General features: G+C 61.1%; 23 protein-coding genes and 4 pseudogenes. 18 read left to right on the forward strand and 9 right to left on the reverse strand.

The features are described from left to right. Positions 1-237 precede the first annotated feature (237 nt). A pseudogene (locus tag SO140_RS35810) lies at positions 238-723 on the reverse strand (transposase); the annotation flags it as partial. A 39-nt stretch (positions 724-762) separates the two neighbouring features. Between SO140_RS35810 and SO140_RS35815 the strand changes: the two are divergent. The 3 genes from SO140_RS35815 (at position 763) to SO140_RS35825 (ending at position 3,740) form a co-directional block, all read left to right on the forward strand. After that, positions 763-840, forward strand: a complete 78-nt coding sequence (locus SO140_RS35815) for a hypothetical protein (RefSeq protein WP_498543801.1) — start codon at positions 763-765, stop codon at positions 838-840. A gap of 742 nt (positions 841-1,582) precedes the next feature. Next, positions 1,583-1,762, forward strand: coding sequence for a hypothetical protein (locus SO140_RS35820; RefSeq protein ID WP_498543784.1), 180 nt, complete (start codon positions 1,583-1,585; stop codon positions 1,760-1,762). Positions 1,763-2,177: 415 nt separating this feature from the next. Then, positions 2,178-3,740 carry a S10 family peptidase gene (locus tag SO140_RS35825; protein ID WP_498543802.1) on the forward strand — a complete coding sequence of 521 codons (1,563 nt, stop codon included), beginning with the start codon at positions 2,178-2,180 and terminating at the stop codon, positions 3,738-3,740. Here SO140_RS35825 and SO140_RS35830 read toward each other — a convergent pair. Next, positions 3,718-3,999 carry a hypothetical protein gene (locus tag SO140_RS35830; protein ID WP_498543785.1) on the reverse strand — a complete coding sequence of 94 codons (282 nt, stop codon included), beginning with the start codon at positions 3,997-3,999 and terminating at the stop codon, positions 3,718-3,720. The genes SO140_RS35825 and SO140_RS35830 overlap by 23 nt on opposite strands. A gap of 59 nt (positions 4,000-4,058) precedes the next feature. Beyond that, positions 4,059-5,144: a GSU2403 family nucleotidyltransferase fold protein gene (locus tag SO140_RS35835; RefSeq protein WP_498543786.1), complete on the reverse strand. Its 1,086-nt coding sequence runs from the start codon at positions 5,142-5,144 to the stop codon at positions 4,059-4,061. A gap of 531 nt (positions 5,145-5,675) precedes the next feature. Between SO140_RS35835 and SO140_RS35840 the strand changes: the two genes are divergently transcribed. The 3 genes and pseudogenes from SO140_RS35840 to SO140_RS35850 form a co-directional block, all read left to right on the forward strand. Continuing rightward, positions 5,676-7,268: a Wadjet anti-phage system protein JetA family protein gene (locus SO140_RS35840; RefSeq protein ID WP_498543787.1), complete on the forward strand. Its 1,593-nt coding sequence runs from the start codon at positions 5,676-5,678 to the stop codon at positions 7,266-7,268. After that, the gene (locus SO140_RS35845) at positions 7,261-7,899 is read left to right on the forward strand and encodes a DUF4194 domain-containing protein (protein ID WP_449383554.1); all 639 of its coding nucleotides are present in this window, start codon (positions 7,261-7,263) and stop codon (positions 7,897-7,899) included. Before SO140_RS35840 ends, SO140_RS35845 begins: the two co-directional genes overlap by 8 nt. Positions 7,900-7,919: 20 nt before the next feature. Next, positions 7,920-8,018: pseudogene (locus SO140_RS35850) on the forward strand (ATP-binding protein); the annotation flags it as partial. A gap of 45 nt (positions 8,019-8,063) precedes the next feature. Here SO140_RS35850 and SO140_RS35855 read toward each other — a convergent pair. Continuing rightward, positions 8,064-8,477 (reverse strand): hypothetical protein, encoded by a 414-nt coding sequence (locus SO140_RS35855; protein ID WP_498543804.1) that lies wholly within the window; start codon positions 8,475-8,477, stop codon positions 8,064-8,066. Between the two features lie 214 nt (positions 8,478-8,691). Between SO140_RS35855 and SO140_RS35860 the strand changes: the two genes are divergently transcribed. The 5 genes and pseudogenes from SO140_RS35860 (at position 8,692) to SO140_RS35880 (ending at position 15,097) form a co-directional block, all read left to right on the forward strand. After that, positions 8,692-11,331, forward strand: coding sequence for an SbcC/MukB-like Walker B domain-containing protein (locus tag SO140_RS35860; protein ID WP_498543788.1), 2,640 nt, complete (start codon positions 8,692-8,694; stop codon positions 11,329-11,331). Positions 11,332-11,333: 2 nt separating this feature from the next. Then, positions 11,334-12,536, forward strand: coding sequence for a Wadjet anti-phage system protein JetD domain-containing protein (locus SO140_RS35865; protein ID WP_498541747.1), 1,203 nt, complete (start codon positions 11,334-11,336; stop codon positions 12,534-12,536). Positions 12,537-12,638: 102 nt separating this feature from the next. Next, positions 12,639-12,763: pseudogene (locus SO140_RS35870) on the forward strand (chromate transporter); the annotation flags it as partial. Between the two features lie 173 nt (positions 12,764-12,936). Beyond that, positions 12,937-13,905, forward strand: a complete 969-nt coding sequence (locus tag SO140_RS35875; RefSeq protein WP_498543789.1) for a hypothetical protein — start codon at positions 12,937-12,939, stop codon at positions 13,903-13,905. Positions 13,906-14,233: 328 nt separating this feature from the next. Continuing rightward, a complete protein-coding gene (locus tag SO140_RS35880) occupies positions 14,234-15,097 on the forward strand; it encodes a hypothetical protein (protein WP_498543790.1) in 864 nt (287 codons plus the stop codon). Positions 15,098-15,307: 210 nt separating this feature from the next. On the opposite strand, the gene SO140_RS35885 is transcribed toward SO140_RS35880, so the two are convergent. Continuing rightward, positions 15,308-15,559 carry a hypothetical protein gene (locus SO140_RS35885; RefSeq protein WP_498543791.1) on the reverse strand — a complete coding sequence of 84 codons (252 nt, stop codon included), beginning with the start codon at positions 15,557-15,559 and terminating at the stop codon, positions 15,308-15,310. Between the two features lie 491 nt (positions 15,560-16,050). Here SO140_RS35885 and SO140_RS35890 point away from each other — a divergent pair, with 491 nt between their 5' ends. Continuing rightward, the gene (locus SO140_RS35890) at positions 16,051-16,677 is read left to right on the forward strand and encodes a recombinase family protein (protein WP_498543792.1); all 627 of its coding nucleotides are present in this window, start codon (positions 16,051-16,053) and stop codon (positions 16,675-16,677) included. 164 nt (positions 16,678-16,841) lie between these two features. Here SO140_RS35890 and SO140_RS35895 read toward each other — a convergent pair whose 3' ends face one another. Both SO140_RS35895 and SO140_RS35900 read right to left on the reverse strand, forming a co-directional pair. Continuing rightward, positions 16,842-17,444, reverse strand: coding sequence for a hypothetical protein (locus SO140_RS35895; RefSeq protein WP_498543793.1), 603 nt, complete (start codon positions 17,442-17,444; stop codon positions 16,842-16,844). Positions 17,445-17,607: 163 nt separating this feature from the next. Continuing rightward, positions 17,608-17,751, reverse strand: coding sequence for a hypothetical protein (locus tag SO140_RS35900; protein ID WP_498543794.1), 144 nt, complete (start codon positions 17,749-17,751; stop codon positions 17,608-17,610). A 993-nt stretch (positions 17,752-18,744) separates the two neighbouring features. On the opposite strand from SO140_RS35900, the gene SO140_RS35905 reads away from it, so the two are divergent. The 5 genes from SO140_RS35905 to SO140_RS35925 all read left to right on the forward strand — a co-directional run bounded on the left by SO140_RS35905 (position 18,745) and on the right by SO140_RS35925 (position 23,672). Next, positions 18,745-19,071: a thermonuclease family protein gene (locus SO140_RS35905; RefSeq protein WP_498543803.1), complete on the forward strand. Its 327-nt coding sequence runs from the start codon at positions 18,745-18,747 to the stop codon at positions 19,069-19,071. A gap of 669 nt (positions 19,072-19,740) precedes the next feature. Next, on the forward strand, positions 19,741-20,007 hold the full coding sequence (locus tag SO140_RS35910; RefSeq protein ID WP_498543795.1) for a hypothetical protein: 267 nt from the start codon (positions 19,741-19,743) through the stop codon (positions 20,005-20,007). Positions 20,008-20,016: 9 nt separating this feature from the next. Next, the gene (locus SO140_RS35915) at positions 20,017-20,901 is read left to right on the forward strand and encodes a hypothetical protein (RefSeq protein ID WP_498543796.1); all 885 of its coding nucleotides are present in this window, start codon (positions 20,017-20,019) and stop codon (positions 20,899-20,901) included. A gap of 618 nt (positions 20,902-21,519) precedes the next feature. Beyond that, on the forward strand, positions 21,520-22,560 hold the full coding sequence (locus tag SO140_RS35920) for a hypothetical protein (RefSeq protein ID WP_498543797.1): 1,041 nt from the start codon (positions 21,520-21,522) through the stop codon (positions 22,558-22,560). Continuing rightward, the gene (locus tag SO140_RS35925; RefSeq protein WP_498543798.1) at positions 22,557-23,672 is read left to right on the forward strand and encodes an acyltransferase family protein; all 1,116 of its coding nucleotides are present in this window, start codon (positions 22,557-22,559) and stop codon (positions 23,670-23,672) included. Before SO140_RS35920 ends, SO140_RS35925 begins: the two co-directional genes overlap by 4 nt. Positions 23,673-24,409: 737 nt before the next feature. Here the strand turns inward: SO140_RS35925 and SO140_RS35930 are convergent. Next, positions 24,410-25,105 carry a hypothetical protein gene (locus tag SO140_RS35930; protein ID WP_498543799.1) on the reverse strand — a complete coding sequence of 232 codons (696 nt, stop codon included), beginning with the start codon at positions 25,103-25,105 and terminating at the stop codon, positions 24,410-24,412. After that, positions 25,102-25,479: a hypothetical protein gene (locus tag SO140_RS35935; protein ID WP_498543800.1), complete on the reverse strand. Its 378-nt coding sequence runs from the start codon at positions 25,477-25,479 to the stop codon at positions 25,102-25,104. The genes SO140_RS35930 and SO140_RS35935 overlap by 4 nt, the downstream gene beginning before the upstream one ends. A 364-nt stretch (positions 25,480-25,843) precedes the next feature. Between SO140_RS35935 and SO140_RS35940 the strand changes: the two are divergent. Continuing rightward, positions 25,844-26,177 (forward strand): annotated as a pseudogene (locus tag SO140_RS35940) (transposase); the annotation flags it as partial.

A 26,177-nucleotide genomic window follows, 5' to 3' on the forward strand; every position in this document is an offset into this window, starting at 1 on the left:
CCGCCGACTGGCGCGCTGTCACACACGTCGGGTCGAGAGAGGATCCTAACATTGCAGTTGTTTTTTGGCTTTGAGGTGAGCGCGTTGCGCGGTCGCCTGGTGAACTCGGCGCCAGCAAGACCAAGCGATGATGTGTGCGGGCTGAATACGCTTTCGAGCGAGTCGGATCGCAATGCGGCGAATTTCCTGGATTGACCAACGGATCAGCGGCGGCGTGGTTGTACTTTGGTTTGCCGGAGGACGGTGTTTCGTTTTTTTGGGCGGCGGCGGATTGGCGCGATGCCGGATTGCGGCCATCATGGCAAAGGCGAGCATCACCAGGGACACATGACGGTGCCAGCCATGCCAGGATCTGCTCTCGTTGTGATCGAGCCCGAATTCGTTTTTCGCGGTCTCAAAGCTGTCCTCGATCGCCCATCGATGGCCTTCGACCGCGACCAGCGTTTCGATGGATGTTCCCGCTGGACACCAGGTGGTGAAGAAGGCGAGGTCATCATCGGCGATAAGACGACGGATCAGTAGACCGCGCGTCCACAAGCCATCATTAGCACTGTTGAACTGCTCGGCCTCGAGATCGGCCAATTCGAGATAACACCAATCGTGTAGTCGTGGCCCTTTGGTTCCGGCTCCCGCCGACAGACGCTTCCAGTCAGATGAGCGCCGCGTCCGGGCTATGTCTGCAGCCGTACCGGCGACCGGCGGTCGCTTGCCCCAGGATCGAAATGTGTATAAGAGACAGCTGCCGATGCGATGTCGCTACCAATGCCACGTCGCGATATTGCCGATTACCTTGGCTTGACGCTCGAAAACTGTATCGCACGCAGTGTCACAACGGCCTGAAGCAGGCATTCTCGATTTCATCGGAAATACCCGACGGGATATCGCAATTTTCGACCGACAGCGGCTTGCGAGCCCTCGACCTGCAGGATTGTCCCTGATCGGCGATTTGCTGCCCGCGAGAGCATCCACTAGGATGCCCGAGGGGGGCCTCACTCGTTCCGAGTGTCACTTAAGCATTCCTTAGCACCAATCATGCCGATTATTGCTGCATGACACCAAGGGAGGACGACTCCCACGCTGAGGGATGGCACCTACGCGGCCTGGTTTGGCACCACGATTGACCAAGGCACCGGCATCGTTCATATCGCTGACGGGCAAGTCTGGGGTCGTGACAGCATCATGGCCTATCGCGGCTCCTATAACGTTGATAAAGATCGCTTCACCGCGATAGTGTCGACCAAACGGCATACCGATGGTCGCGCAACGGTCTTCGGCGTCTATGATGAACTCACGCACGCTCCACATTGAGGGAACGTGCCCGAACAGGATCGCTAGTTACATAGCGACGGCAGAACAGGCGCCAGGGAGTCGTCCTTCACGGGACCCTTATTCTCAGTGAACAACAACCGCCACGGCCACCTGGAAGAATCGAGCAGGTAGTAGCGTTTAGTCCTGACAAGCTTCCAAAGTTGCCAAGGCGCCTCCGCTGATCCGCATTCGGACGAATCTGCTGGATGACTGCATTCGGCGTGGTCGTCAAGGCGCCGTAGACGAGGTGCAGTCGAGGAATGGGGTTGAAGTGGTGCCGCAGCCTAAAACGGTGAAGTTCACCGGGGAGACGCTGATCGCTGGTCTCGCCAAGGCGCACGGCCAGCGGCGCCTGGAGGAGAAACTGCTCGCGCTGTCGAAGCCAAAGCTGCTGATCGACGACGAGCTCAGCACCGTGTTCGCCGATCCAGTGGCCGCCACCGCTCGCCATTAGGCGCGTCGGCAGCGGCGGACGGCGTGGCTTGTCTCTCCGCAGACCGCGTGCAACGGCTGCATCGGCTTCACCAGCGGGTGCTCATATGGATGATCGCCTCCAGGCGAGGGCGAAAACGTCTCGCCTCGTTGCTTTCGACGCCAGGGCAGTCATCAGACCCGGAGTGTAGGGCGAGTCACCGCAGACGCAGGGGATGACGTACGGCCCTTCGGTGTTCCTGCAGGTCGTACAGTAGCTTGCTCTCTGCGGATGTGCTCGCCGCGAGAGCGCTATCTGCAAGCACCGCCCCAACCACCATACGGAATTCAGGGGCAATGAATACTGCTGGAATTAGTAGGTGTTCTTTCTCGACCGTCAACTACGTGTATGCGCCGTGCGCGCCATGCGGACACAAGTTGGCGGAAAGGAAAACTTGATGCGATTTGATTTCAGCAAGCTCCGCTGCGCTTCTCTTGCACTCGGTCTTTTTGCCTGCGGCACGATGGACACCGGCCGGGCCGATGATCCGCCGCGGTGCTCTGAAGGCTCCACGCAGGCAGGCCATAAGAGCGGTCCCGACGAACGGGCGGGACAAACACCGAGCGCGCCGTCTGCAAGCGAGCTGCATCGCTTGCCGCCGGATTCGACCACCAAGCATACGCTCCATGTGCCAGGCCGGGTACTCAGCTTTGCTGCGACCGCGGGCTCGATCCGCCTATTCGACGAAAAAGGCGAGCCGCAAGCCGACATCGCCTATGCGGCTTATCAGCTCGACGGGACGGACCGCACGACGCGTCCGGTCACATTCTTCTTCAACGGCGGACCCGGCTCATCTTCGGCTTGGCTCCAGCTCGGCAATGCCGGTCCCTGGCGGCTGCCGATCAACGCCGACGAGGTCACGCCTTCCACTTCTTTAGAAGCGAAGCCTAATGCGGAAACCTGGCTCGACTTCACCGACCTCGTCTTCATCGACCCGGTCGGGACTGGCTATAGCCGCTTCGTCGCGAACGGTGAGGATGTCCGCAAGAAGTTCTTTTCCGTCGACGGCGATGTCAGCGCCCTCGCGTTGAGTATACGCCGCTGGCTTGAGAAGTACGACCGGCTCCTATCGCCAAAGTACGTCGTGGGCGAAAGTTATGGCGGCATTCGAGGACCGAAGGTCGTGCGCCAGCTGCAGACGCGTCAGGGTGTCGGAGTCAAGGGCTTGATCTTGGTCTCGCCGGTGTTTGACTACGCTCCCCCCGGGATCTTGCGATATGTCACGCTGCTGCCGAGCTATGTCGCAACAGCCCGTGAAGCCAAGAGCCAAGCGAAGGGCTCCGATCTCACCGCCGTGGAAAATTACGCGCAAGGCGAGCTCCTGGCCGACCTCCTCAAAGGTGAGGCTGACAGCGAGGCCAGTAATCGCATCGCTGATAAGCTCGCCGTGTTAACTGGCATCGACCAAGGCGTGACCCGAGCACGTGGCGGCCGCATTGACATTGGCGAATTCCGCCGCGAGCTGGATCGCCGCAGCGGCAAGGTGACCGGCGGTTATGATGCCTCGGTGAGGGGTCTGGATCCCTATCCGCATTCAGCTGCCCACCCCTTCGGCGACCCCTCGGGTGATGCGCTTGCGCCGCCGGTGACGAGTGCTGCCGTCGATGTCCTGACGCGCAAGCTCAAGTGGCGGCCGGATGGCTCTTATGAACTGCTCAATGGTGCGGTCGGAAAGGCTTGGGATTTCGGCAATACACCTCCAGAGTCGCTGTCGGAGCTGCGACAGGCTCTCGCAACGGATGCGAAGATGAAGGTGCTGGTGGGACACGGGCTTTTTGATCTTGTGACCCCTTATTTCGCCACGAAAATGGCCCTCGCTCAGTTGCCCGCCTTCGCCTCAGCGCCGCGGGTCAGGCTGCTGGTCCTCCCTGGCGGCCACATGTTCTATTCACGTGACTCCTCGCGTCAGGCTTTTCGCGCAGAAGTCGAGGCAATGATCACGTCGGAAACCGAACATTAACGCTGCGAAGATTTCGCCGTGAGTAGGGTAAGCGGTTTTGCGCTGATCGCACCCGATTTATTGATCGATGTGAGTCGCCAACAGCCGCTGATCCTTCGGCAATGCCGGCGGCGCCAATCGCGATCCTAAAGCTGGTGCTGCCGCTCTGGTGGTTGGTGCTGCTGGCGATCATCATGCCGGCTCTGACGATGATCATCGTCGTCATGCCAACTATGGCGATCATCATGCCGACGAGCAGCAGCACCACGCGAACCATCATATGGTGCCCCCGATGATCGCCGCCGGCTATGCCGGCCTTGTTCTAGTCGCGTCTGGCCGCTAGGCGCGCGCGGCGGTATTAACGAACAGGGGCGCCGCGCTGTCTGCTACTTCCTTGGGCAGCATCCTTAGCTGTTCTGCGTCGAAGGGCAGATAAGTGAGATATTTTGCGACCAGAGCGCCCACGGCTTCTGCTTGTGCTGCATCTCGTTGGCGCTTGAGCGGCTCCCTATCCGCTCGACGGGACAACCACAGCTTATGCGCCGCCCAAACCCGCGGATCTGGAGCGACGATGCGCACCGGTTCGCCTTTTTCGTCGATCGCGACAGCCTCGAAAGCGGGAGAATTCTGCAGCCAATCGAGGCCTTCGATTTGGACGGCAGTCGGGTCTTCGGGATCCGAGCCGATCTTATCCGGTGCCTTCTTCCCGGGAGGACTCTGCATCGGCTTGATCAGATCGACGAGATAGCCGTTGCGATTCACAGCTCGGAACGCCTGCTTGGCCCGTTCGAAGCTGGTGTCAACGCGTTGAAGTATCTTCAGGAGCGAAGACTCTGAGACGTCCTCGTCCGCCACAAACGTAAGCCCGCCGCGAGCGTCGAACAGCAGGTCGATGTCTTCCGTCGTGGCCAGGCCCGGATCGATCCTGACTCCGGAAGACGCTTCATATCCGTAGATGGCGTTCGTTCCGAGAATCCGAATGCCAGAACCCAACATCCTGTAGCCATCGAGAGCGCGCATGATCCGGGCTCCGATCAAAGGCACGCGACCCAGGCCTAGCGCACGATTGACCGCCGCTTGTCGCTCCATCGTATAGCGCAAGTTCTCTAATCGGTCTTCCAACACAGCGCGCGTAGCCTCGAAGTCGGCCTTCATCTTTTCAGTTTCTGGAGAGCGCGCCCCGAGAGACCTTTGCTTCCGGAGACCTGCTTTGTCGTAGTAGCTCCGGACGAGATATTCGTGCCCTTTCGACTCTACCCATGTCAGGGAGCCCCGCTGCGCGCCGTACGCCTCCTTAGCGTCGCGCAGGGCTTGGAAGCGCTGCTGGCTGTTGATTACCTCGCGACGTTGGTCATTGTTAAGTTCTTGAAATTCCATAGTTTCAACACTTTTGCCTGATTTTGTCCGCCGTTGTTGAAACAACATTTATCATTCTATATCAATGGTTTCAACAACCCAATCCAAGATTAGGCCAGTCTGTTGAAACCAGCAACTTTGGCCTGCTTCGGACGGCCTCATGCCGTCTTGGAGCTGATATTGAAATGGGCGTTCGGCGAACCCGAATGGGTAGGCACCGCCGAAAACCGCATGGCCCGCGCGGCCGCGATCAATGCCGTTTGCGACATATGCGCCCGGGCGGTCGCGGGACGGCAGGTTTCCGAAGCTAAGACCGGACTCCAGATTCGTCGCCCGCCTAACGCTCGATTTCGCAAGCGAACGCGTCAAGCTGTCGCGCGGCGCCTCAAAAGAGTGCTCGCGTCGGCACGCTGCCGGCAGCCAGGGCGGCGCGCATCGCGGCGTTGGTGCGCCAACTGCGCGCGAGGGCCTCGAATGAATCGCGCCCTCGACCTGATCGACCTCAACGACTCGACGCGTTAGGGACAACCGTGCTAGAACATACAGGGAACACATATCCAGGCGGTTGCAACGCGACCGCATTGCATCTGAACTAAGCCGATGTCGGCGGCCGGTCCTGTACCGTGTCGCGCCACTCCCTCTGTTTGTGTCGAGTACGATTTCGATATGCCCCTATTCCGCCATCTGCACGACGACGCTTTTCTGGTTTTCTCGCGGGACCACAAGCATCTTTATGCGGCGTGTCTCCTCGACTTGCATGAGCGGTACTTCACCGGTGCCCCTGCGTTTCCGACACCTCAGCAGGTGGTCCATGCCATCTACGACGTCATGCGTGCGCATCCGTCCCTGTGGAGCGAAGGCGATGATTTCGGCGAGGCGCTTCCGGAGGTGATCTCGTCGGGCCGGCGGCGGATCCGCCGCGCCGACATTTCCGCGGGCTCGGAGAAGGGAGACAAGGCCCTCACCTTGGCCCGCCAGCTCTACTCCCGCCTGATCGCATGGCGTTGGCTCGAAGAGGAAGAATACGGCCTGCGGGTCACCGTCGACATGGCAATGGGACCGCTGCTGGTCATCCAGCGACTAGCGAGCCTGAACAAAGATCTGTCGCAGCGGTTCGGAGGACTGATCGTCCAGATCCGCCTCAACCTCGAAGCCGTCGAGAAGCTCACGCCCGATGTGACGGACCGCAAGCAGCGCGAGGCCGCCCTCGCCGTGCGAGAGGCCCGCAACCAGGCCGATCAGTTCACCAAAAGCCTCCGCGCGATCCTTGCCGACCTCAAGCGGATCCGACGGACCGTCATGGAATCCAAGACAGTGGGCGACCGTCTCGAGGCCTTCTTCGAGGAATTCGTCGATCAGCTCCTGCTCAGGGATTTCGAGTCCATCCTCACCGTCAACCACCCCTACCGCTTCAGGGACGCCATCGTCGACCTTGCCCGGAAGATCTCCTACATGCCCGAAACGATGCAAGTTCTCGCGGAGGAATACGCCAGAGCCAGCATGGCGGCGGACGTCGAGGACGGCCACATGGCCGCCGCCGACGACCTGCTCGCGATCGAGAACATCTTCGAGCAGATCGGCGAGATGTTCGAACGCATCGAGGTATTCAGACGGCAGCTGGAGGCGCGGGTCAGGAACACGATCAAGTATGCCGAGCGCGGTACGCAAGGATTGGTCGGGCGCGCCGGCGACCTGGTAGGCCGGCTGGACGCCCTGCTGCGGGACGGCCGCCACCATGAGGCCACCGTGGAATGGAGCATCGAGCCGCTGCGGTCCCCCTGGTCGGAGCACCATCAGGCTCCCACCAGGCAGCCGCGCCGTCCCGTCGAGGCGAGAGAGCTCGCCGCACCCCCATCGGACCCGCTATACGAATTGCGCAAGCAATTGCGGCTCGAATACATCGCCCGCATCGCGCCCCGCCCGGAGGACGTCCGGCGTTTCCTGGAAGGCCAGGTGCCGCCGTTCGGCACCAAGGAGGCGCGGTTTATGGAGATCGAGACGGTGGACGATTTCCTCGCATTCGACACCGCACGCCGCTACGCGCTCACCGGCGAGGTCCCGCCGCAGGTCGCCAAGGGTTTCGAACTGGAGCCGTCGCCGGAAACCCCGCCCCATGACAGCGAATGGCTCAGATGCGCGAACTTCGTAGTCAGGCGTTCAGGCGCGCTGCGCAAGGACAAGGCACATGCTTAACGAATTCGAGAACATCGAAAGGTCCGCCGGCGCGGACAAGGCCGCGGACCTGCGGAGAGCGCTCCACTTCCTGCTGCGCAGGCAGTTCGTGTTCGCGGGCGATCCGCGCACCGGGAAGATCTACAACACCATCATGGACGGCCGCTTCCGCGACGTGGTGGACGGCTTCTTCGACAGTTGCGGCTACCGCGTCCACCGCGATCCCGAAGCCCAGTGGGCCGGAGTCCTCGCGATCGACGAGGACGTGCCTCTGCCACGCATGCGGCTCGACGAGACCATCGTGACACTCGTCCTCGCCGCGCACTGGCAGGAGGAAGTCAATCTCGGCGCGATCGAGGACCGCGCCGTCGTCGTCACGACGCTGAACGCTCTGCACGACCGATACAAGGACATGGTGCAGCCCAACGGCGGCGGCGCCATCGGCATCAACCGCTTTCGCGATATCCTAAAGGAAGCCTCTCAGCGCAGTCTGGTCGAGATCGGCGACTACGACAACGAACAGCAGGACTGCGAAATCCGGATCCGGCCGATGATCAAGCTGATCAGCGGCGGCGACGCCCTCCAGCGGCTCGAGCGGTACGCCCGCAGCGAGGAGGCTCGATCGCCGCAGCCCACAGGGGAAGAAGCATGATGGAATTGCGTCATCTCGCCATGGTGAACTGGCACCTGTTCGACGTCGCCGACATCCCCGTCGCCGGCCACATCGGCGTGCTCGGCGAGAACCGATCCGGCAAGTCGACCATTCTCGACATGGCTCAGGTCGTGTTGACAGGCGGCAACAGGCGCTTTCTGCGACTAAACGCGGTCGCGGGCGACAGCGGCAAGTCGCGGAGCGGCTCCAAGCGCAGCGTCGTCGATTACTGCCTTGGGACCTTGGGCGAAGACCAGCGGCGCCGGGACGATGCGCGCACCTACGTCAGCCTCGGCTTCGAGGACACCGAGGGCGTTCGCCCGCCGATGACCATCGGCATGGCGCTCGAGGCACGCAAGGCGGACAGCAAAGAGACGGTCCTCGCCCTGTTCGTCGCCGTGGGCACGATCCTCACGTCCAAGGCCTTCATCGAGCACAGGGGGACCTCGCAATTCCCGGCTCAGTGGGAGGACGTGCGCGGGCGCATCGTGGCCGCAGTGGGCGAGCAGAATTTCATCAATCACCGCGACCGGGCGGGAGACTACGTCCGCGAATACATGCGCCATCTGCTTCCGCATGCACCCTACGGCGAGCAGAACGCGAGCGCCCTGCAGAAATCTATCGTCAACGCGATGACGCTGGATCACAACCAGACCGCTACGCAGTTCGTTCGGACCTACATCCTGGAAGATAGTCCGATCCGGATCGGGGAGTTGCGCGAGTCGATCCAGACCTACAGGAACATCAGCGAGACCATCCGTAAGTTGCCTCAAGCTGGAGGCGCTGAAGGAATTGAGGACGATCCTCGCGGCGCTGGCAGAGGCCTTCGAAACGAAATTCCGCGAGCAGTGGATCGCAAAGCGCGCCGAGTGGCTCGCCGCCCGGGCGACCAACCGAGACTGGAGGACCAGGCTGCACCTTGCGACCGCGCAGCGCGATGCCGCTGCAGGCGAACTTGCGTTCCTCGCCGAAGACATCAAGGCGATCGACAAGGAGGTCGAACGGCTTACCGAAGCCATCGCCGAGCACGATGCCAAGACCGGCAGAAAATCGTTCCAGCAGACCGCGTCGGTAGCTGCCCAGGCGGCGCAGCGGGCCGCCGCGGATTTCAAAGCGCGCCTCGACGCGATCCGGCGTCTGCAGCCGCTGAGCGCCATGCGCGGCCAGGGCTTCGACGATTTCATCCCCGTCGTCGACAATTTGCAGGCCGCGGCAGAGGGTGCCGCCGTCGTCTCCGTTTCCGAGGAGCTCTCGGTGGCGGAAAGCGCTCTCACCACATCCGGAGCACAGCAGCTCGCCAAGGTCGATGAAGCGCGCCAGGAGATCATCGCAAAGGTCGCCCAACTGCGCGCGCAGCGCGACGACCTGCTGGGCCGGATTCGGCAGCACGCCTCCGGAGGAGCGCGGGCACACCTTGAACCGGACACCGAGCGCCTCTGCCAAAGGCTCCGGCAGAAGGGGATGGCACCGAGGGTACTCTGCGAATTGATCGAGGTTGCGGACCCGGAATGGGCGGGAGCCGCCGAAGCGCTGCTCGGCCGAGACCGCGACGCCGTCTTCGTCGACAGACCAGACATCGGCGACGCGACGGCGATCTTCAAGGAAGGACGCCGCGAATTCCGGCGCACCTCCCTGGTGAGCCTCAACAAGCTGGAGCAGTTCAGGGCCAGGCCGGACCGCGGAACATTCCCTGCGATCTTCCGCACCGACGATCCGGACGCACTGTCGTTCATCATGCGCCGCTACGGCTCCGTGCGGCTCGCCGAGACGCTCGAGCAGTTCAACAGGCCGGGCCGGGCGATCATGAGGGACGGCCTCTACGACGACGGCCTGGTGCGAACGCATCGGTCGATCGATCTTTCCCAGCACAAGATCGGCAAGACCGCCCAGGCAAACGCCCTGCGCGCCCTGCAGGAGCAGGCGGACGATCTGGAAGCTTCGCTTGCGCAAGCCAACAAGGAGGCGGAAATCGCGGACAGCGCCTTCATGGCGCTCAAGGCGCTGTGCGAGACGGCCACGGCAGACCTGAAGGCTCACGCCACTGCCTACGCCGCCGCCCAGACCGAGAAGGCCGATGCGGACACCAAACTTGCGGCCCTGGACAGCGCCGGCGATGGAGGCCTCCGCGACAAGAAACTGGCGCAACAGGAGCTTAAGAAGAAGAGGATCGGCGAGCGCGAGACCCAGCAGACCGCCTTCAACAGGCACGATGGCGAAGTTAGAACGGCGACGAACAGGCTCGGCGACGGTGAAAACGTCCCGGGCTCCGAACTCAATCTGAAGATCGCCTGGTCGCTGTTCGCCAAGAACCGGCCGCTCTACGCCGCGGCGAAGGGCCGGCCCGCGTACCGATCCCGGCTCGACGCCCGCATGCAGAAGAACGAGGCGGAAAAGCACCGCGCCATCGCCGAGAAGGCGGTGAAAGACGCCGATGCCGCGGACAGCGAGCGCGGACGCGTCGAACGGCGCGTGCGCGAATTCCTGGACAATTATTTCGAAGAGTTCGGAACGCAGTCGCAAATCGGCATCGAGAGCGAGCCCCTTCGTGAGGTGAAGCCCTGGATGGACCTGTTGATCAGCGACATCGAGTCCAACGAACTGCGGCAATATGAACGACAGGCACGGGAAGCGGCCGAGAAGGCAGCGACCCTGCTGCGCGGCGAGTTCATCAACGCGCTGACCTCGCGCATCGGCAAGATGGAGCGGGACCTGCAGTCGCTGAACCGCAGCCTGCACGCGCATCCCTTCCACAACGAGCGCTACTCGTTCCACCGCACCCAGGTGGTCGAATTCCAGCCGATCCTGAAAATCATCGAGATCGGCAAGACCTCTCCGGAGGCGCTGGACATGCTCTTCCGCGGCGACGTGCCCGAAGATTTCCCGCACAAGGACACGATTCTCGCACTCGAAGCGCTGCTGGAGGACCCGGAGAAGGACTTCACCGAATTTGAAGACTACCGGAACTTCTACACGTTCGAGATCCACATGGAGGACGTCGCGACGGGTAGGTCGACCCGCTGGGAGCAGCGCCGAGGTACGGGCTCCGGAGCCGAACAGCAGGTCCCCATCTACGTCGCAATCGGCGCGTCACTGGCGGCGGTCTACGGCAGCGCCGAGCGGCGCGCCGGCAAGCCTTCGGGCTTCGCTCTCGCGATGTTCGACGAGGCGTTCTCAAAAATGGACGGACGAAACCAGCGCCAGATGATGAGCTTCTACAAGAACCTTGGCCTGCAGTTCGTCATCGCGGCCCCGTTCGAGAAGCGCGTCGCTGTCCTCGAACACATGGACACCATCGTCGAGGTCGACCGCATCGGCGAACAGTCCAGAGCGACCGTGGTCTCCCTGAAGGAAAAGGCCAAGCAGGAACTGATGGCGATCGATCCCGACCTGATCTCCGACGCCGATCTCTCGCTCCGGCTCGCGGCCGAGTAGCCATGCCGCGCGTGTTTACCGACGCGAGGGAGCTTCTAGGCGACCTCTTGGACCGGTTCGAGGCCGGCACCGCGAGCCCGATCGGCTATCCGGACTACGCCGCGTTCACCTCGGTCGTTGCCGCGGATGCCTTCCTCAAGGAAATCTCGTGCGCAGAAGAGGCGGGCGCGATCAGCATGGCGCGCGGACGCGGGCCTAAGCGCAATGAAATCGCGCACGTCCGTCTCGCATCGCCCGACACGCTGTATCGCTATCTCGGCCGCACTCCCGCCCCCAAAATCGCGGAGGACGCCGCTGCGCGGCTTGTTGCCGGCCTGGAACTGGATGCTCGCCTGAAGGATGCCGCGGCGGCCATTGCGACCGCTTGGAGCAGGGCAAAGACGTGGAACGCGTTCTCACCGACAGACACCGATCGGCTGCGCGACGCATTCGTGCTCGCACAGGCGATCCTCGACGGCAAACACGTGAACGTCGACTACCGGACCTTCTCCAGAAGGACCGTCGGCGACAGCAAGACGCTTGAGCGCCTCGAGAGTGCGGTCGTTCGCCTTCTCGCTGGGATCATCGAGCTTCCACCGGAGGCTAGACCGCGGGCGGCGCTGCGCGCCATCGGCCTTGAACGATTCGCCCCACCGCTCCTGATCGCGGGCCGCGTCGATCTCGAAGGTGCCGACCTCTCGGCAGCCTCGCCCCTCTATCTGGGGGTCGCGCCAAACGAAGCGGACCGCATCCGCTTCCGGGAGCCGCCGGCCTACCTCCTCACGATCGAGAACTTCGCGAGCTTCAGCCGCCACCTCATCGAAGCCGACCCCACACGCCTGGGGGCAACCGTCTACGTTGGCGGCTACCCGTCGCTGGCGACGCAGCACGCGCTGCGCGTCCTCGCGGAGGCCGTCCCGGACGATACTCCGATCTTCCACTGGTCCGACATCGATCCGGACGGGACCTGGATCTTCCGGACCATCGAGCAGGCGGTCGGGCGCAGCATCAGACCGCACCTCATGAGCCCCGACATCGCGGAAGCCTTCGGCAACACCCCTGCGATGAAGGCATCTCCCGCGCGATGCCCGCCGGAATCCGGCGTCGCCATATTGGCCGCCTATTTGCTTGGCGAGGGTGCGAAGACGCTGGAGCAAGAAGAACTCGATCCGCAGCTGCCCGAAACGCTGCCAAGACAGGAGGTCGGCTCTGACGCGGCGGTCTGACGCTCATCGACTTCCCAGCCGACGATTGCCCCCTCGGAGGAAACGAGCGCAGGTCGACAAGAGCGGCGCCGGCGTCGAACGCCTTGGTCTGCTGCGGGAAGCTGGCTGCGGGGGCCCAACATCGTCAACCTGTCGATGGTGTTCGGCTCGCGCCTGCGCGGGCTTGCCGGCGGCGTCGCCGCCTTCGCCGGGCTGTTGGTGCGCCGACGCTGATCATGACGGCTCTCTGCGGGCCCGGCACGATACCGTGAATGGTCATGCCCCGACCATCAGCGCCATCCTGACGCTTGCAAAACTCCCCGGGGAGCAGGCCAAGATCCCGAAATGGGGAAATTGGCTCGATCCTGTTGTAAACGCGCGTTTCCATCGACGAGGCCGCTCAGGCCTCGTTACCGACCACATGACCATTTTTGTCGAGTTTCTGGCGATTCAACGCCGATACGACTGTCGGTATGAGAGCTTCGGGAAGACGATACGTAAGCGTCACGGATCAGCGCCAGCTCGACTTTGGTACCCGACTGAACATGACCGTGAAAAGCCGAAAACTCTGAGCAATCATGAGCTTAGAGAGGCCGCTCTGCTACACAACTGTAGCCCGCAAGAGTGGTCCACATGGCCGGTCTACGGGGATGAGACTCGCGACCTCGCGGAGGAGTACCGAGCTGCATATGCAAGGCGGGACCCCTCAATTGTCTCCGCCGAGACCAGCCTTGAGCTGAAGAAGCGTGGCGAGCCCGTCGAGAAGACCTCAGCGCGTTTCCACTCGGTGGCCCTTGAGGTGCTCCGTGCTCACGTGAGAGCCTATGAGACCATCGGCAAGCGCAACGAAGGTGAGGACCTCCCGACCCCAGCGGAGCCGAAGTCCGATGCACGAGGTCCGCTCCTCTCGGAGGCCTTTGAGGTCTGGAAGGCGGGTGGTGGTTCGGTGCGAGGGTCGAAGAAGCCGGGTGAAAACACGGTGATCGAAACCACTCAGGCAGTCCGCTACTTCACTGACCTCCACGGGGACATGCCCGTTGGGGACATCACGAAGAAGATCGCCCGTGAGTTTCGGGACAGCATTGCCAAGATGCCGAAGAATCTTCCTCATGCACTCCGCAAGCTGCCTGTTCCGAAACTGCTTGAGCGCCCTGACCTCTCCAAATTCCCCACCCGCAACGCGAGGACGATCAACAAAATGGTGCAGCTCCTGGGCGCCATCGTCTCGAAGGTGGAATCTGAGGGCAGCGATGAAGCCACGCATACGGTCAAGCTTGAGGCTGATGCCCAGACCGAGATGGAGGTGGGGATGAGAAGGAACAGCGAGACGGCGAGAGCTAGACCCACGATGGCCCAGAACCACCAGGGGGGACTTGGCCAAAGAACATAGGTCTCGCTCCGCTGGATAAGCGGATGGTTACGGTTGGATTGTTTGTTGACTTGAGGGCGTGAACGGCCCCTCGCCAAACCGTATCATCGACTTGCGTCGTGCTCGGGATTAGAGCGCAGGTTTCGCGCAATTTATTGAGAAAACCGCCGCGTACGTGCGCTGCCGTCGTGTCCTCATCGCTCAGGATGACACGTTAGGGGGCCGGTCGGGCTATGGAAAATAACCTAATTCTACTCTTCGGATTGATCGCAGGCTTAATCTTAGGCGTGCCCCTTGGCGCGTGGCTCCGTCGTCGGGGCATTCTGTAATGCGATCTAGATTTCAGTTGATGCTGGCGTGTGCTTCGCTGGCGTTCATCGCCGTCGCCGAGATCACTGTGCGCGTGGTAGGTTTGATGGACTTTCCGTTATACGAGAACAGCCCGACGCTCGGGTACGTGCCTGCACCAAATCAGCGCGGCACCTTTCTCAACCGAAACGATTGGGCCTTTAACGATCTAAGTATGGGCGTCGCTGAGCCGTTCCGGCCCAAGAAATACGTGCACAACGTGTTGCTCATCGGCGATAGCATCGTGCTGGGTGGCAACCCGCTTGCTCAAAAAGACAAGATCGGGCCGCTTCTGAATGAGCGGTGCGGAGCCTCAATGATTTGGCCAGTCGCCGCCGGGAGCTGGGCCTTTCTTAATGAGCTTCGCTATTTGATGCTGCACGAAGATATTCTCGACAATTTCGACAGGATTATCTTCATCCTCAACTCCGGGGACTTCGGTAAGCCGTCAGTATGGGCGTCAGAAACAACCCACCCAACCTCCCACCCTGCGTTCGCCCTTCTCCAGCTCGCGCGTAAGCTTGGACTGCTGCCCGAAAGCATCTCAGGTGAGCGTAAAGGAACCGGAGATTGGCATGCTGCCATGAAATGGCTTGCTGGCCGATACCCTGCGCCGATCACCATCCTGTTCTACCCGACAAAGGCCGAAGCAAGCGATCCTGAGTTGCGTACACAATCGCTCGACATACATGCTTCCGAACTTGATCAACGCTTTAGCGTCGTCCTGTTGAAAAACGAGCTTGCCGGGTGGTCGGCTGCCGATTACCGCGACGACATCCATCCGACTGTCCAGGCCAACATGAAAATGGCCGCGCTCCTCCAACGGCACACCCCGGAATGTGCGGCCGGGGCGTCGAAGGAATAGGCCCACAGATAGGTTAGAATCCTCTCACCGCCCGGACGATACCCAGCACGACAAGAGCAATGACGGCCATAACACCTACACAGAACAGCCAGCCTGTAACGGCGGGGCGGTGAGGTCCATGAGGTCCGCTAGCGTGAGTTGCCCCCGGAGGTGGTGATGTCTTGTCTCGCGTCATGTTGATGGTCCTGGTCTTCGGCGTTGAGGGACGGGTCATTGTGCGTCTCCTTCTGAGCTTTCGACGATGCGGGCAACACCGAGCAGTGACATGAGACCACGGCGCATCAGGTACCTGCGTGCCGATGTGTGGTCGCCAAGGCATAAGCCGTTGCGGTTGGCGTCGTCTTCAAGGCAATCGAGTGTGGTTTCGATCCTGTTGCCGCAGTAGTGCTCCATGATCCAAAGAATGCGTTCGCCGTTTGGATCACGTGGAGGCGTGTCTGTTGGTTCGGTGGTGTTGGCCATCCGTTGGTGCCTGATGCTGCTGCTGCTGCTGATGATGATGACTGAAGGTGCCGTGGTCGTAGATGGTGGAGGCCTGTGTCACTGCACAGATTCACCGCGCGGCGCTCGAAAGCTCCCACTAGACGACAATTGATGGGCCCTAGCCGTGCGTCATAGAGGGCACCAATTGGCAGCGCCGTACGTCATTCTTCTCACTGTAAGTGGGATTTAGAAAAACCCGAAACGTGCGCCGTGCGTCATAGTAGGAGGGAATTCGGCCAAGCCGTGCGTCATAGTGAAGGGAAGCAGCCACTCTCATAGTATCAGACAAGTGGGATCCGTTTGAGAACACGCCCCGATTCCCCCGCGCATGTCCCTCCCGTGAGCCGGTTCAATTTGGGTGTGCCCTAAGTGAATCGCTCAAAGCTTGGTTCAATAAATCAGTTTGACAATCCAAAATGAACCGCCACTACCATGTGAACCATCCATAGTGAACCATAGGACGGTTTCCCATGTTCGTCCGCACGTATCTCCGCGCCTCCACCACCGAGCAGGATGCACGCCGCGCCAAGGATGAGCTCAAGGCCTTCGCCGCTGAGCGTGGCCTCAAGGTCGCGTCCTGGTATGTCGAGAACGAGAGCGGCGCTAAGCTTGCCCGCCCTGAGCTGTTCCGCCTGTTGGCTGACGCATCACCTGGAGACATCCTCTTGGTGGAGCAGGTTGACCGTCTCTCCCGCCTTACCGCGCCTGACTGGGAGAGGCTCAAGGCCGAACTCACTGCACGCCGCGTGCGGGTGGTGGCGCTGGACCTACCAACGTCGTGGATGATGGCCACCAACACCACCGACGAATTCACCGGCCGCATGTTCGAAGCCATCAACGGCATGCTCCTGGACATGCTCGCGGCTGTTGCCCGCAAGGACTATGACGACAGGCGCCGCAGACAGGCGCAGGGCCAAGCCAAGGCGAAGGCTGAGGGCCGCTACAAGGGCCGCCCTGAGGACACTGAGCGCAACGACGGCATCGCCCGCTTGCTCGATGCTGGTCAGTCCTGGAGTGCCATCCAGCGGGCCACCGGATGCAGCCGCGCGACCATCGCGAAGATTGCCAAACGCTCAGACCAGGAGGCAGCGGCTTGAGGTGCGCCTGACAGCGCCCTCTTCCTCCCTCGCTCTCGCCCTCCTGCCCCTCGCCTTCCACCTCGTGGCTCATGCCTCCATCACCCCCCCACCCGCACCTCATGGCGGGCATACGGGGGAAATCGCACGGCAGCCAGCAGGCCCTACCCTTCGCGTTTGTGACCCTAATTTTGGTCCGGGGTTACAGACTCACTCACCACCACGGCCTCGACCTCAACTTGGACAGCGGCGGTCCTCTGAGCCTGCCACTCCTCAAGGCGCTTCATGTCGAACGTGCAGACATACCCGAAGGTGCGCTGTGACCAAGTCAATGGCACCATGCGTTTGCTGGGTACATCTCGACTTCTCGCCTCTTCGTTCTGGGCCTGAAGGTCTACAAGTCTTCGGACTGGAGGCTCGTCCTTCTCTATCCGAAGGCGCTCCGTCCGGGCCTTCTTGAGGTTGCCCGGATTTGGGTCCCAGCCTGCAATCTTTGAACTCAGGTCGGTGAACCTCCGCGTCAACGCCTCATGTGCCCGCGCCTTCCTGTCGAACCTGAAGACCGAGTCCAAGGCGGCTGCTGCGGCAACGATGGCGGTGAGGTACTTCGCAATCTCTGTACCATGCGCCAATAGCACAAAGAAGCTCGCGGTCCCCGTCAGCGCAGTGGCAGCCCTCGTGAGGTTGTAGCACCAATCGTAGAAGGACTGCATCTTCGCGTGATAACGGCGGCTACGCTCAACCGAGAAGCAAACGTCGTAGTACCCGTCTTCGGACCAGTCACTCACTCATTGTCGTCCTTACGGGGAGGCTTATTCCAGTCCGTGGTTCGGGTGTTGTTGCCCGGGCCTTCCTTCCGTATCCAGCCGTCTTGTGCCGGACGCGGGCGGTCTTCCTGAGGAGGTCGTGGTGTTGGCCGGGACTGTCCCTGATCGGAATTGCGTTCCTTCGTCATCTCTTCTTTGCAACCTTCCTGCGCGGTGGCTTCATCCAGTCGGTGGACCTTGCAGGGACACGGAGGGCTTTCTTTGCCTTCCTAACGCTCGCGGATTTGGCCTTCTTAGCCTTCTTAGCCTTCGTAGCCTTCTTCGCCATGGTGGCCCTTCGCCCGTTCTCATCAATGCTCTCCGTATGCTGATGTGGCGGTGTCGTTTCAAGGCTCAGTTGTGAGGTGTCCCAAAGAAAACCTGCGGCGCTCACCGTGCCACATGGCGCTCCCCGCCCTGACACTCGACTGGCTCTCCTTCCCGTGCTACACAGCGCTTCAATCGGGCGGTAAAAACTTCAGCTTTTTCAATGTGCTGTGGCTGCGTTCTCAGTTTCCGCTAGGGAGCGCCACAGTCGAATTTGCTCTTTGAAATCACTCAACAATTTGCCTCTGATTGACCCACTTTTTGGAACGGCTGTTCCGGTGGGCCACATTTTGTTTCGGACTGATCTGAGTCCGTTTACAACTGACATCGGACCCATGGGCGCTCTCTCCGCCTCTTTTCTCGTAAACCGCTGAGCGGTTTGCGTTTGGCGATCGAAATCGCTGTCCCTAACGCCTCTCTCTGACGCGAACGGAAATGGTCCGCGAGTTTGGGAATTCTGAGTTGAGCCCTGCTCTAAGGGGGCTGTGAGTTTGACGATTGCCGCCTCACGATCTTCGGCGCCCGTGCGGTAGCCGATGCGAAACGACAGAGCGCTCCGCCGCATGCGGCTGCCAGCACCATGCGGCCGAGCTCGCGGGCGAGCACCAGACCAACTACCGCGAGAATGAGAAGGATGGTTCGCATCATGGCGCGAATCGAATCACGGCCGAGTCAGCGAAGCAAGCTGCATTGCATCTTTTCGTGTGCAAAAGACCGGATAGACGCGAACCGGAGACGTCGCTCGCGCTCACGAAGGTTTCGATAATTGGAGATTAGCGCGACCAACCAGCAACGTGCACCGTCACCTGGATGCTGCCCTTTTATCGCATGATCCTGGTCGCAACTGTCGTTCTTCTCGATAGCTCGCGCGCTTCGACCGATGATCTCATTGGTCAGGCGAGCGTAATCGACGGCGATACGATCGAGATCCACGGCACACATCAGGCTCTGGGGTATCGATGCGCCAGAGAGCACCCAGCTCTGCCGCAACGATGAGAGCGAACTCTACCAGTGCGGCCGTGCGGCGGCCTCGGCTCTCGCTGGGCTGCTTTACGCCATTCGTCGTCCGGTTACGTGTTCTCCAACTGGGCAGGATCGGTACAGCCGCGCGGTAGCCGTCTGCTTCCTCGGAAAGCCAGGACCGGATATCGGGCAATGGCTCGTTGCCAACGGCCACGCGCTCGATTGGCCGCAATTCTCAAAAGGTAAGTACGACGACGTTCAACGGGGAGCCCAGAAGGCCGGCCGCGGAATCCGGGCCGGCAGTTTCGTCGAGCCGTGACAGTATCGAGACTGCATCCGGACCGGCGGAAGGCCGGCGGGCTGCTCTGATGACGCGAGCGCGCATCCCTAACCACTGGCGCAGTCCCATGGAATGTCGCGGCGGGAGCGCTCCTGGAGCACGCGTCGGGCCAAAGGTTCAAAGGCCCCCCAACGCCGTTTGCTGCGCGCGCCCTGAGGTTGCCCGAGCATCTGCGGCGTCGTCAGTGACCTACATAACATCTGGCCGCTGTGTCACCTGCACAGCCCCCGTCGAGCGCATCGGCGGGGGCTTCGTATGAAGAACTCCACCGCATACGCCCACGATGGGCAGTGGGTCGGCTGCGCTCTCAACCACCACGAATCGATAATTTGCGAGGTGCCCGCGCCGCCGTTTTTATGGAGACATGCTCAAGCCTGTCCGCCGTGAGAACCGCACACCGCCCGGTCACCGGCCCATCAAGATTACCTTCGGCGAGATGCGCGAGATGGGCATACGCGGCGTCCTGGTCTAGTGCGCCGATTATCGTTGCGGACACTCGATAGCAATCAGCGCCGAGCGCTGGCCCGACGAACTGCGCCTGTCCGATGTCGAGCCGCGCTTTATTTGCACTGCCTGCGGCCGGCGCGGCGCCGACGTCCGGCCGGACTTCAACTGGAATAAGCCAGTGATCCCCGCTATGGGATACCGATGAAGCTCACCCCCGAACGTCCCTTCGCCAACCCGGAAGCCGCAGTGCGCAAGCTGGTCGAGATGGCCGCCAGCATCGAAGCTATCCAGGATGGCCGGATCCACATCGAGAAAATCCATGCGCCGTTCCTCTACACCTTGAAAGCCAGCGGCCCGGAGTTCGGCGCCGGGATCAAGTTTGCCGTCGAGCGCGGCTGGCTCGAACTGCACGAGAGCGGTACATACGTGTGGCTGAATCGAACTGAAAGCGGGCTGCAAGTCGATTAGGACAACTCTATGCCAGTGTACTCACGTCCCTTTTCTGAAACAAAATCCCGGATAGCTCTGCAGCATGATGGAGTGCTGCGACGGTTCTTTTCCTACTGGGTTGCGGTCCGCAGCGATGGATCGCTCTACCTCGTGTTCGACAGGAAGGGCACAACAGACAATTTGAGCTGGAAGGGGGGGCCCGATGGCTGCTCAAGCAAGACGTTGTCGACGGGCCACACCAAGGGCTTCCGCCTAAGCTACCATACAACCGGCACGCTAAACCCTCACGGACTAGACGGCGACCCGACCTACTTTGAACCCCTATTCGGGATAACCAGACTTAATGCGCTAGTCGCGCTCTCGATTCCATCCGCCGATCGCTTAGACGTCTACGATTCCAAGTCGCCCCCTCAGCACATCATCGACGTGCCGAACTCCATGAGGCTCAACTTTTGCCTAGCGGTCGCTCCGGCACATTACGACAATCCAAATCTGACGATTTTGGCCGATAATTTTGGCGGCATGTTCTCTCTTCAGGTCTTGCGCGAGGACTTACCGGAAGGGTTCATTACCCCCGATCTTGCAGAGCATTTTGTGTTTGCGAAGTCCATTTCTGGACATCACGAAACACAACAGGTTCGAAAAGATGAGGCGTTCATAAGGTTTCACCAGACCATCCACGGCCAGCGAGAAATGATAATCTATGGCCCGAACGGAGAAGGCATTTACCTGATGATCTTCTCCGAGCCGATGAGAATCACTCCCGTGGCAACAATAATTCCGCAGCTCTCCAATGCGGCCGCGGAGGTCATCGAAGCCTCGAATGCTTGGCTCAAATATCGGATCAGACAGGGAAGCAGGATCGCTAAGGAACCTACCTTGATCGAGGCAACCCTCAACGCTCGTATGTGACATCCGGCTCGAGCCCCGCGCCAAGATCAGCCCTGGTCGCATGTCGGTTGGCCCCTAGTCTGTCCAGAGCGCGCCGGCCCGAGGGTGTTTGCCTTGGTTGGCTATTCATGCTCGGACCAATCACTTTCAACGACGACCCAATAGGTCGCCATCTCGCGCAGGCTTTCGATAATCGGACGTTATCGCGACAAAGACGGGGGACCGAAGCCCCGCGCTGGTTGTGTCACCCAGCTCAGCTGGCAGGCGGCCGGCCTTCATCAGCCGGCAGCAGCTGTCACGCCCGCAAGCCGGCGATCTCGCCGTCCTCAGCGGCCCGATGTTGTGGTGGCTGATATTGACGACGCGGGGACCTGAGTGGTCATGACAGAGGCTCCAAAACGGTTTTTCTGCGAGAACTGGTACCCAGCAGCAGAAAAGCCGCCCGGAGGGGCGGCTTTGTTTCTAGACGGATACAATTTCCCCGTGTATGCAGCTTGCGATTGACAAAGCGCGAGGTGTCTACGTGAAGATTAGCCGCAAATCTTTGTTCGTGTCAGGAATTTTGGCCGTCATCCTCGCAGCGCTCGTGGTTTTTTCCGATCCGTCAATCTCGGCTAAATTCCACTACACCGTGTTCTGATGCGTCTTGCACGCACGCTTCTATTGCAGTTCGCGTTCCTCGCCGTTGCGATCGAGGCGATGTTCTTCCTTTTTGCAGTCGTCTCCATGCATCGCGGCAACCCCTACCGACTTTACGATCCTGCGCGCCTTCTAGCTGCGATCGAGGCCAACCTGCCAACGGAGCGAAGTGCATCTCCGATCGGCTGGGGCAATGAACTCGCCCGCCCTCACCCGCCCCTCTCGATGCCTTTGTGTGGCTCCGCCTGGGGCGGATCGTTTACCTTCTCGGATGACGTCGCGGATAAGGATGCATGGCCGCATCTACTCTCGCTTCACCTTGGCTGCCAGATCGAGAACTTCGGCTCCGATGGCTATGGGCTCGACCAGACTGCATTGATGATCGAGCACAAGACCCCAGCCAACTCGCTTCTTATCGTGGGCCTAAACTGGCCGATGCTGCAGCTCGATGCGCTGACATCGTGGACTTTCATCGATCTGACTGATGATCATGCCCCGCGCGCCCGCGTCACCAAGCCGATCTTCGAACGCCGCGGGAGCGGTTTGACCCTAATCCCGCGTCCCACTTCAACAGTCGAAGCAATCACCGCTTATTACGCCCGAGATGCCGCGACCGCCGACTGGACCCCTCTTACCTTTCCGTATTCGCTCGCGGCGATCAAAGCGATCTGGCGGCATTTCAACGTTCCGGAATTCACCAACAACGGCCCGCTATCGAATACCCCGATTTCGCGTGACCTGCACGCACGAGGCTCAGCGTTGATAGCGCGCATGGCTGATTTGGCGCACACCCACAACGATCGTCTTGCAACCGTTCTGCTCCCTCCGGCCGACATCCGCATTCCGGCATCGCAGATGTACCGGCAGATGCTTGCCGCGCTTCCGTCTGGTACATGCGTGATCGATCCCAGCGATGAGATCAACACGCTGGCTGCCCGCGAGCCGATCGGCACAGCCAGCGGTCATTTTACGGCCGGCGCTAATGCCGCCATCGCGCGCGCCGTGGCCCAAGGCCTTGCCCGCTGTGGATTCACCTCATGACGGGCCGTCACGTTCCAGCGCTGGACCTGCTCCGCGGGATTGCTGCCTTCTCCGTCGTCATCCCGCATTTCTTCATGGCGATCGGCATCGGTACGCACGCGGCGGAAAGCGTCTCGATCCTTGGCGTCGAAGTCTTCTTCGTCCTCTCAGGCTTCGTGCTGGCCCCGCAGATCCTGCTCGTCACCGTCGAGCGGCCACGCGCCGCGAACCTCGGCATCTTCTGGGTCCGGCGCTGGATGCGCACCATGCCGCCCTACCTCATTGCCCTTGTCCTGACCTCGCTCAGTGCCCATGAGCTGCGCTCAGCCGACTTTGTCCGTTACCTGTTCTACGTTCAGAACTTCGCCCGCCAGGCGAACACAAACGACTACTTCACGATCGCCTGGAGCCTGTCGGTCGAGGAGTGGTTCTATCTCCTCTGCCCTATCTTCTGCCTTGCGCTCGCGCCCCTTCTTCCAACCCGGCACCGCGCCGGCATTGCTGCGTTCGGCTTTATCCTGATCGTCACGCTCCTGCGCTTCACCTTCGGCGATAGTGCCGATTGGGGCGCTGGTACCCGCCGTATCGTGCTCTTCCGCATGGACGCGATAGCTTATGGCTTTGCCATGCACCTTGCCTGCACGCGGACAACACTGCTCAAGCGCGTATCTACTAGGGGCGCCGTGGTCGCGCTAGCTGCGCTTACCCTTGTCGCGTCTATCCTGACGGCGCTGATGCCGACCGAGCACCGTATCATTGAGGCGACATTCCCGTTCTACGCCCCTCTGTTCGGCGCTGGCGCGATCCTCGCGGCGCTGAAGCTCGATGCAGCGCTATCGGCGTTTCGCCCCTTGGTGCGGATTACAACCTGGCTGGGCCGCATCTCCTACTCGACGTACCTGTTTCACCTCCTGGTGCTTGCAGCCTTCCTGCCGCTCGCAGGAGGCATGTCAATCGCGGCCGCGCTGCCGGCGTTCCTTGCCCTGGTCGCCAGCATCGCGAGCCTGATCTACACAGGCGTCGAGGCACCGATCCTGAATGCGCGGCCGCGTTTCACTGCGGATACAGTCCGCACTTCAGCCGCATCTGCGGCAGTTCCAGCGGCAGACCACGCTGGGCGAACAGCGCTGTAACGTTGCTAGACTGAGCGCCAATCCTACATAGTTGTCCAAGCCACGACGTTGCCTGTCGTTATGGTACCGGCATTATTGAGAGTATTGGTGCAGCCGTTCGGCTGGATAGATCCGACGAGGATGTTCCCGGTCTGAGATCCAGCCTGTCGGACGACGACAGAGTTGCAGCCTCCGGCCGTTACACCGCCAGTTATGCCGCTGATCTTGGTCATGGCGCCCGTACCGGCTGCATAGTTTATGTGGATGGGAAAATTGAATTCCTTCTACGTGGCCGTTCTCAATGACTGTCATCGAAGTCGATGAGACAGGACCATTGAGCAAGATCGCATCCACCGCTCGTCATGCCGAAGCTTTCGACAATGAACTCACGGATAGTTTGGACTGCTGCGCTATAAGCCAGAATAACACCGGGATTGGTCGAACGAGCGTTGAGCGAGCAGAATAGACCAACCATGGTGAAGTCGGATGCGCCGCCATAGCCCGTGTCAGTAACAACACATGCCCGCAAGTAAGTGTAGACCGCGGCATTCAGTACCGCGATGCCCTGCTGCTGGCACTTGCTGTAGATCATCGAGATGCCGGCGTTCGCGGACGCGAGCGCCCCGTACAGCAGCATCTCTCGAACGTTGGTGTAGAAGCGCGCGAAGTGGAGGTTCGGATCTCCCAGTGTGATGAACCGTTGACCGGCAGAGTCGGTATCGCACTGCTTCAGAACGGCATTGCCCTTCCCGGCACCACTAAGAGAGACCGAACCGTAGACAGTCAGGCCGCCGCAGACCTTGGCGGCGGGCGCCGCCAGGAATGAAAACGATGTTGCCGTTGTAACCGCCTGCGTCGATGTTGAGGGTGCCGCGATGCGAGGCAAAGTTGATCGCGCGCTGGATGGCTGCCGCGTCATCCGTAGCCGCGCCAAGATTGCCGTTGTAGTCGAGTTTCGCGCCGACCTGGCGCACGTTCACGACGCTATTGGACACATATTGGAATTTGTTGCCCGCGCTGTCAGTGAACGACCCGGCTGCGGTGGTGACCGCCGCAACCGTCACGGTCGGTTGCACCGAGCAAGTGACGGAAGCCCCGAAGCCAGCGGACGACGGAATCGTCAGGGTATCGCCGATGACATAAACATTTCCACCAGGGCCACTAATGGCAAAGCCCGTCATTACGTTGCCGGCAATCGTGACAGTGCCGTAGAGACCCGTCCCCGAACCGCCTGTCAGGAAAACGCCGCTATATGTTCCGTTGGTGCAGCCTGACCCGGCACCAGCAGTGGGGGCGGACGTCACAAAGCTGTCAGTGAAGTTGCCTCCACCCAGTCTCTGGAACGTCGCGCCGCCCCCATCGCCAGGCTGCGCATATCCCTGCGTGGTGATTGCGTAAAAGGCCGACAGATGCAACGCCGCCGCAGTCGCGCGGCTCGGCAGAACCGGATTCAATCCGCACTGCCGGCCGTTCCGCTCACCCACTTCGTGATCTGATAGGACAGCGTGCACGCCGTCAGCGCAATGTCGGAGGTCGCAGATCCGTTTAGCGAGCCCTTGAAGGTGTTGGCCGTTCCCGTCGCAAGCTTGGCGTTGGTGACGTTGCTGTCCGCGATCTTCCCGGTCGTCACCGCATTGGGCTGGATGGTGACGACGCCCGTGCCGGTATTGATCGTCGCATCGCCCGAGGCCGTGAAGCCGCCGAACGCGCCGTTGTTGTTGTACTGGATCTGGCCGTTGGTGCCGCCGGCGGCCTGGCCGATCTCCTGCCGCACGAACTTGGTGGAGGCCGCGCGTCCATCGCTGGTGCCATGGGGCGCGGTCGGCACGATGCAGTTCGGATTCTTGTCTCCGCGCCCTTGAGCGTGGACCTCCAGCGAGAAACCGCTGGCCAGCGCCGCCGCGAGAACAATCGCTACGATCAGCCGCCGAACGCGCCGTCGACGGCAGGGCCCGGAAACAGTGGAAAAGTCTGCTGGCTCATGGGCAGGATCGGCACACCGTGGCCCACTGGGTGTCATTCGGCCTGCAATGACCCCCGGCGCATTGCCTCATCGAGAATGTTACCGGAGGATTCCGCGCCGATGACTGGGCGCATTGCCTCATCGAGAATGTTACCGGAGGATTCCGCGCCGATGACTGGGGCAGCGTCACCGAATCAGGTCGGTGGCGCCAATGGCAAGCGGGATCAGCATGGGCGCACGGCGCGAGGTTTTGGCGGCGGTGGCGAAGCGTTACCGTGCGGCAGGGCGAGTTGAGAAGGGACGCATCCTTGATGAGTTGACGGCAACGACGGGTTGGCATCGCAAGCACGCGGTGCGAGCACTGTCGCTTGCAAGGGATCCAACCAGACCGCCATCGAAAGAGGAAGTCACCGGCGCAACCGAACCAGCGAGAAGTCGGCGGCGCAGATACGCCAGTGTGCGCGACGCGCCGGTCGCGCTGTGGGGAGCCTCGGATCGCGTCTGCGGCAAACGCCTCGTATCGATGATCCCAGCGCTGTTGCCTGCACTCGAGCGGCATGGTC

This window comes from Bradyrhizobium sp. UFLA05-108, assembly GCF_059803455.1.

Excerpts from the sequence above, each read along its gene's own strand:
- SO140_RS35815 (WP_498543801.1), top strand. The coding sequence starts at position 763 with ATGCCACGTCGCGATATTGCCGATTACCTTGGCTTGACGCTCGAAAAC.
- SO140_RS35825 (WP_498543802.1), top strand. The coding sequence starts at position 2,178 with ATGCGATTTGATTTCAGCAAGCTCCGCTGCGCTTCTCTTGCACTCGGT.
- SO140_RS35830 (WP_498543785.1), bottom strand. The coding sequence starts at position 3,999 with ATGATGGTTCGCGTGGTGCTGCTGCTCGTCGGCATGATGATCGCCATA.
- SO140_RS35835 (WP_498543786.1), bottom strand. The coding sequence starts at position 5,144 with ATGTTGTTTCAACAACGGCGGACAAAATCAGGCAAAAGTGTTGAAACT.
- SO140_RS35840 (WP_498543787.1), top strand. The coding sequence starts at position 5,676 with ATGTCGGCGGCCGGTCCTGTACCGTGTCGCGCCACTCCCTCTGTTTGT.
- SO140_RS35845 (WP_449383554.1), top strand. The coding sequence starts at position 7,261 with ATGCTTAACGAATTCGAGAACATCGAAAGGTCCGCCGGCGCGGACAAG.
- SO140_RS35855 (WP_498543804.1), bottom strand. The coding sequence starts at position 8,477 with ATGCGGAAGCAGATGGCGCATGTATTCGCGGACGTAGTCTCCCGCCCG.
- SO140_RS35865 (WP_498541747.1), top strand. The coding sequence starts at position 11,334 with ATGCCGCGCGTGTTTACCGACGCGAGGGAGCTTCTAGGCGACCTCTTG.
- SO140_RS35875 (WP_498543789.1), top strand. The coding sequence starts at position 12,937 with ATGACCATTTTTGTCGAGTTTCTGGCGATTCAACGCCGATACGACTGT.
- SO140_RS35880 (WP_498543790.1), top strand. The coding sequence starts at position 14,234 with ATGCTGGCGTGTGCTTCGCTGGCGTTCATCGCCGTCGCCGAGATCACT.
- SO140_RS35885 (WP_498543791.1), bottom strand. The coding sequence starts at position 15,559 with ATGGCCAACACCACCGAACCAACAGACACGCCTCCACGTGATCCAAAC.
- SO140_RS35890 (WP_498543792.1), top strand. The coding sequence starts at position 16,051 with ATGTTCGTCCGCACGTATCTCCGCGCCTCCACCACCGAGCAGGATGCA.
- SO140_RS35900 (WP_498543794.1), bottom strand. The coding sequence starts at position 17,751 with ATGGCGAAGAAGGCTACGAAGGCTAAGAAGGCTAAGAAGGCCAAATCC.
- SO140_RS35910 (WP_498543795.1), top strand. The coding sequence starts at position 19,741 with ATGAAGCTCACCCCCGAACGTCCCTTCGCCAACCCGGAAGCCGCAGTG.
- SO140_RS35915 (WP_498543796.1), top strand. The coding sequence starts at position 20,017 with ATGCCAGTGTACTCACGTCCCTTTTCTGAAACAAAATCCCGGATAGCT.
- SO140_RS35920 (WP_498543797.1), top strand. The coding sequence starts at position 21,520 with ATGCGTCTTGCACGCACGCTTCTATTGCAGTTCGCGTTCCTCGCCGTT.
- SO140_RS35925 (WP_498543798.1), top strand. The coding sequence starts at position 22,557 with ATGACGGGCCGTCACGTTCCAGCGCTGGACCTGCTCCGCGGGATTGCT.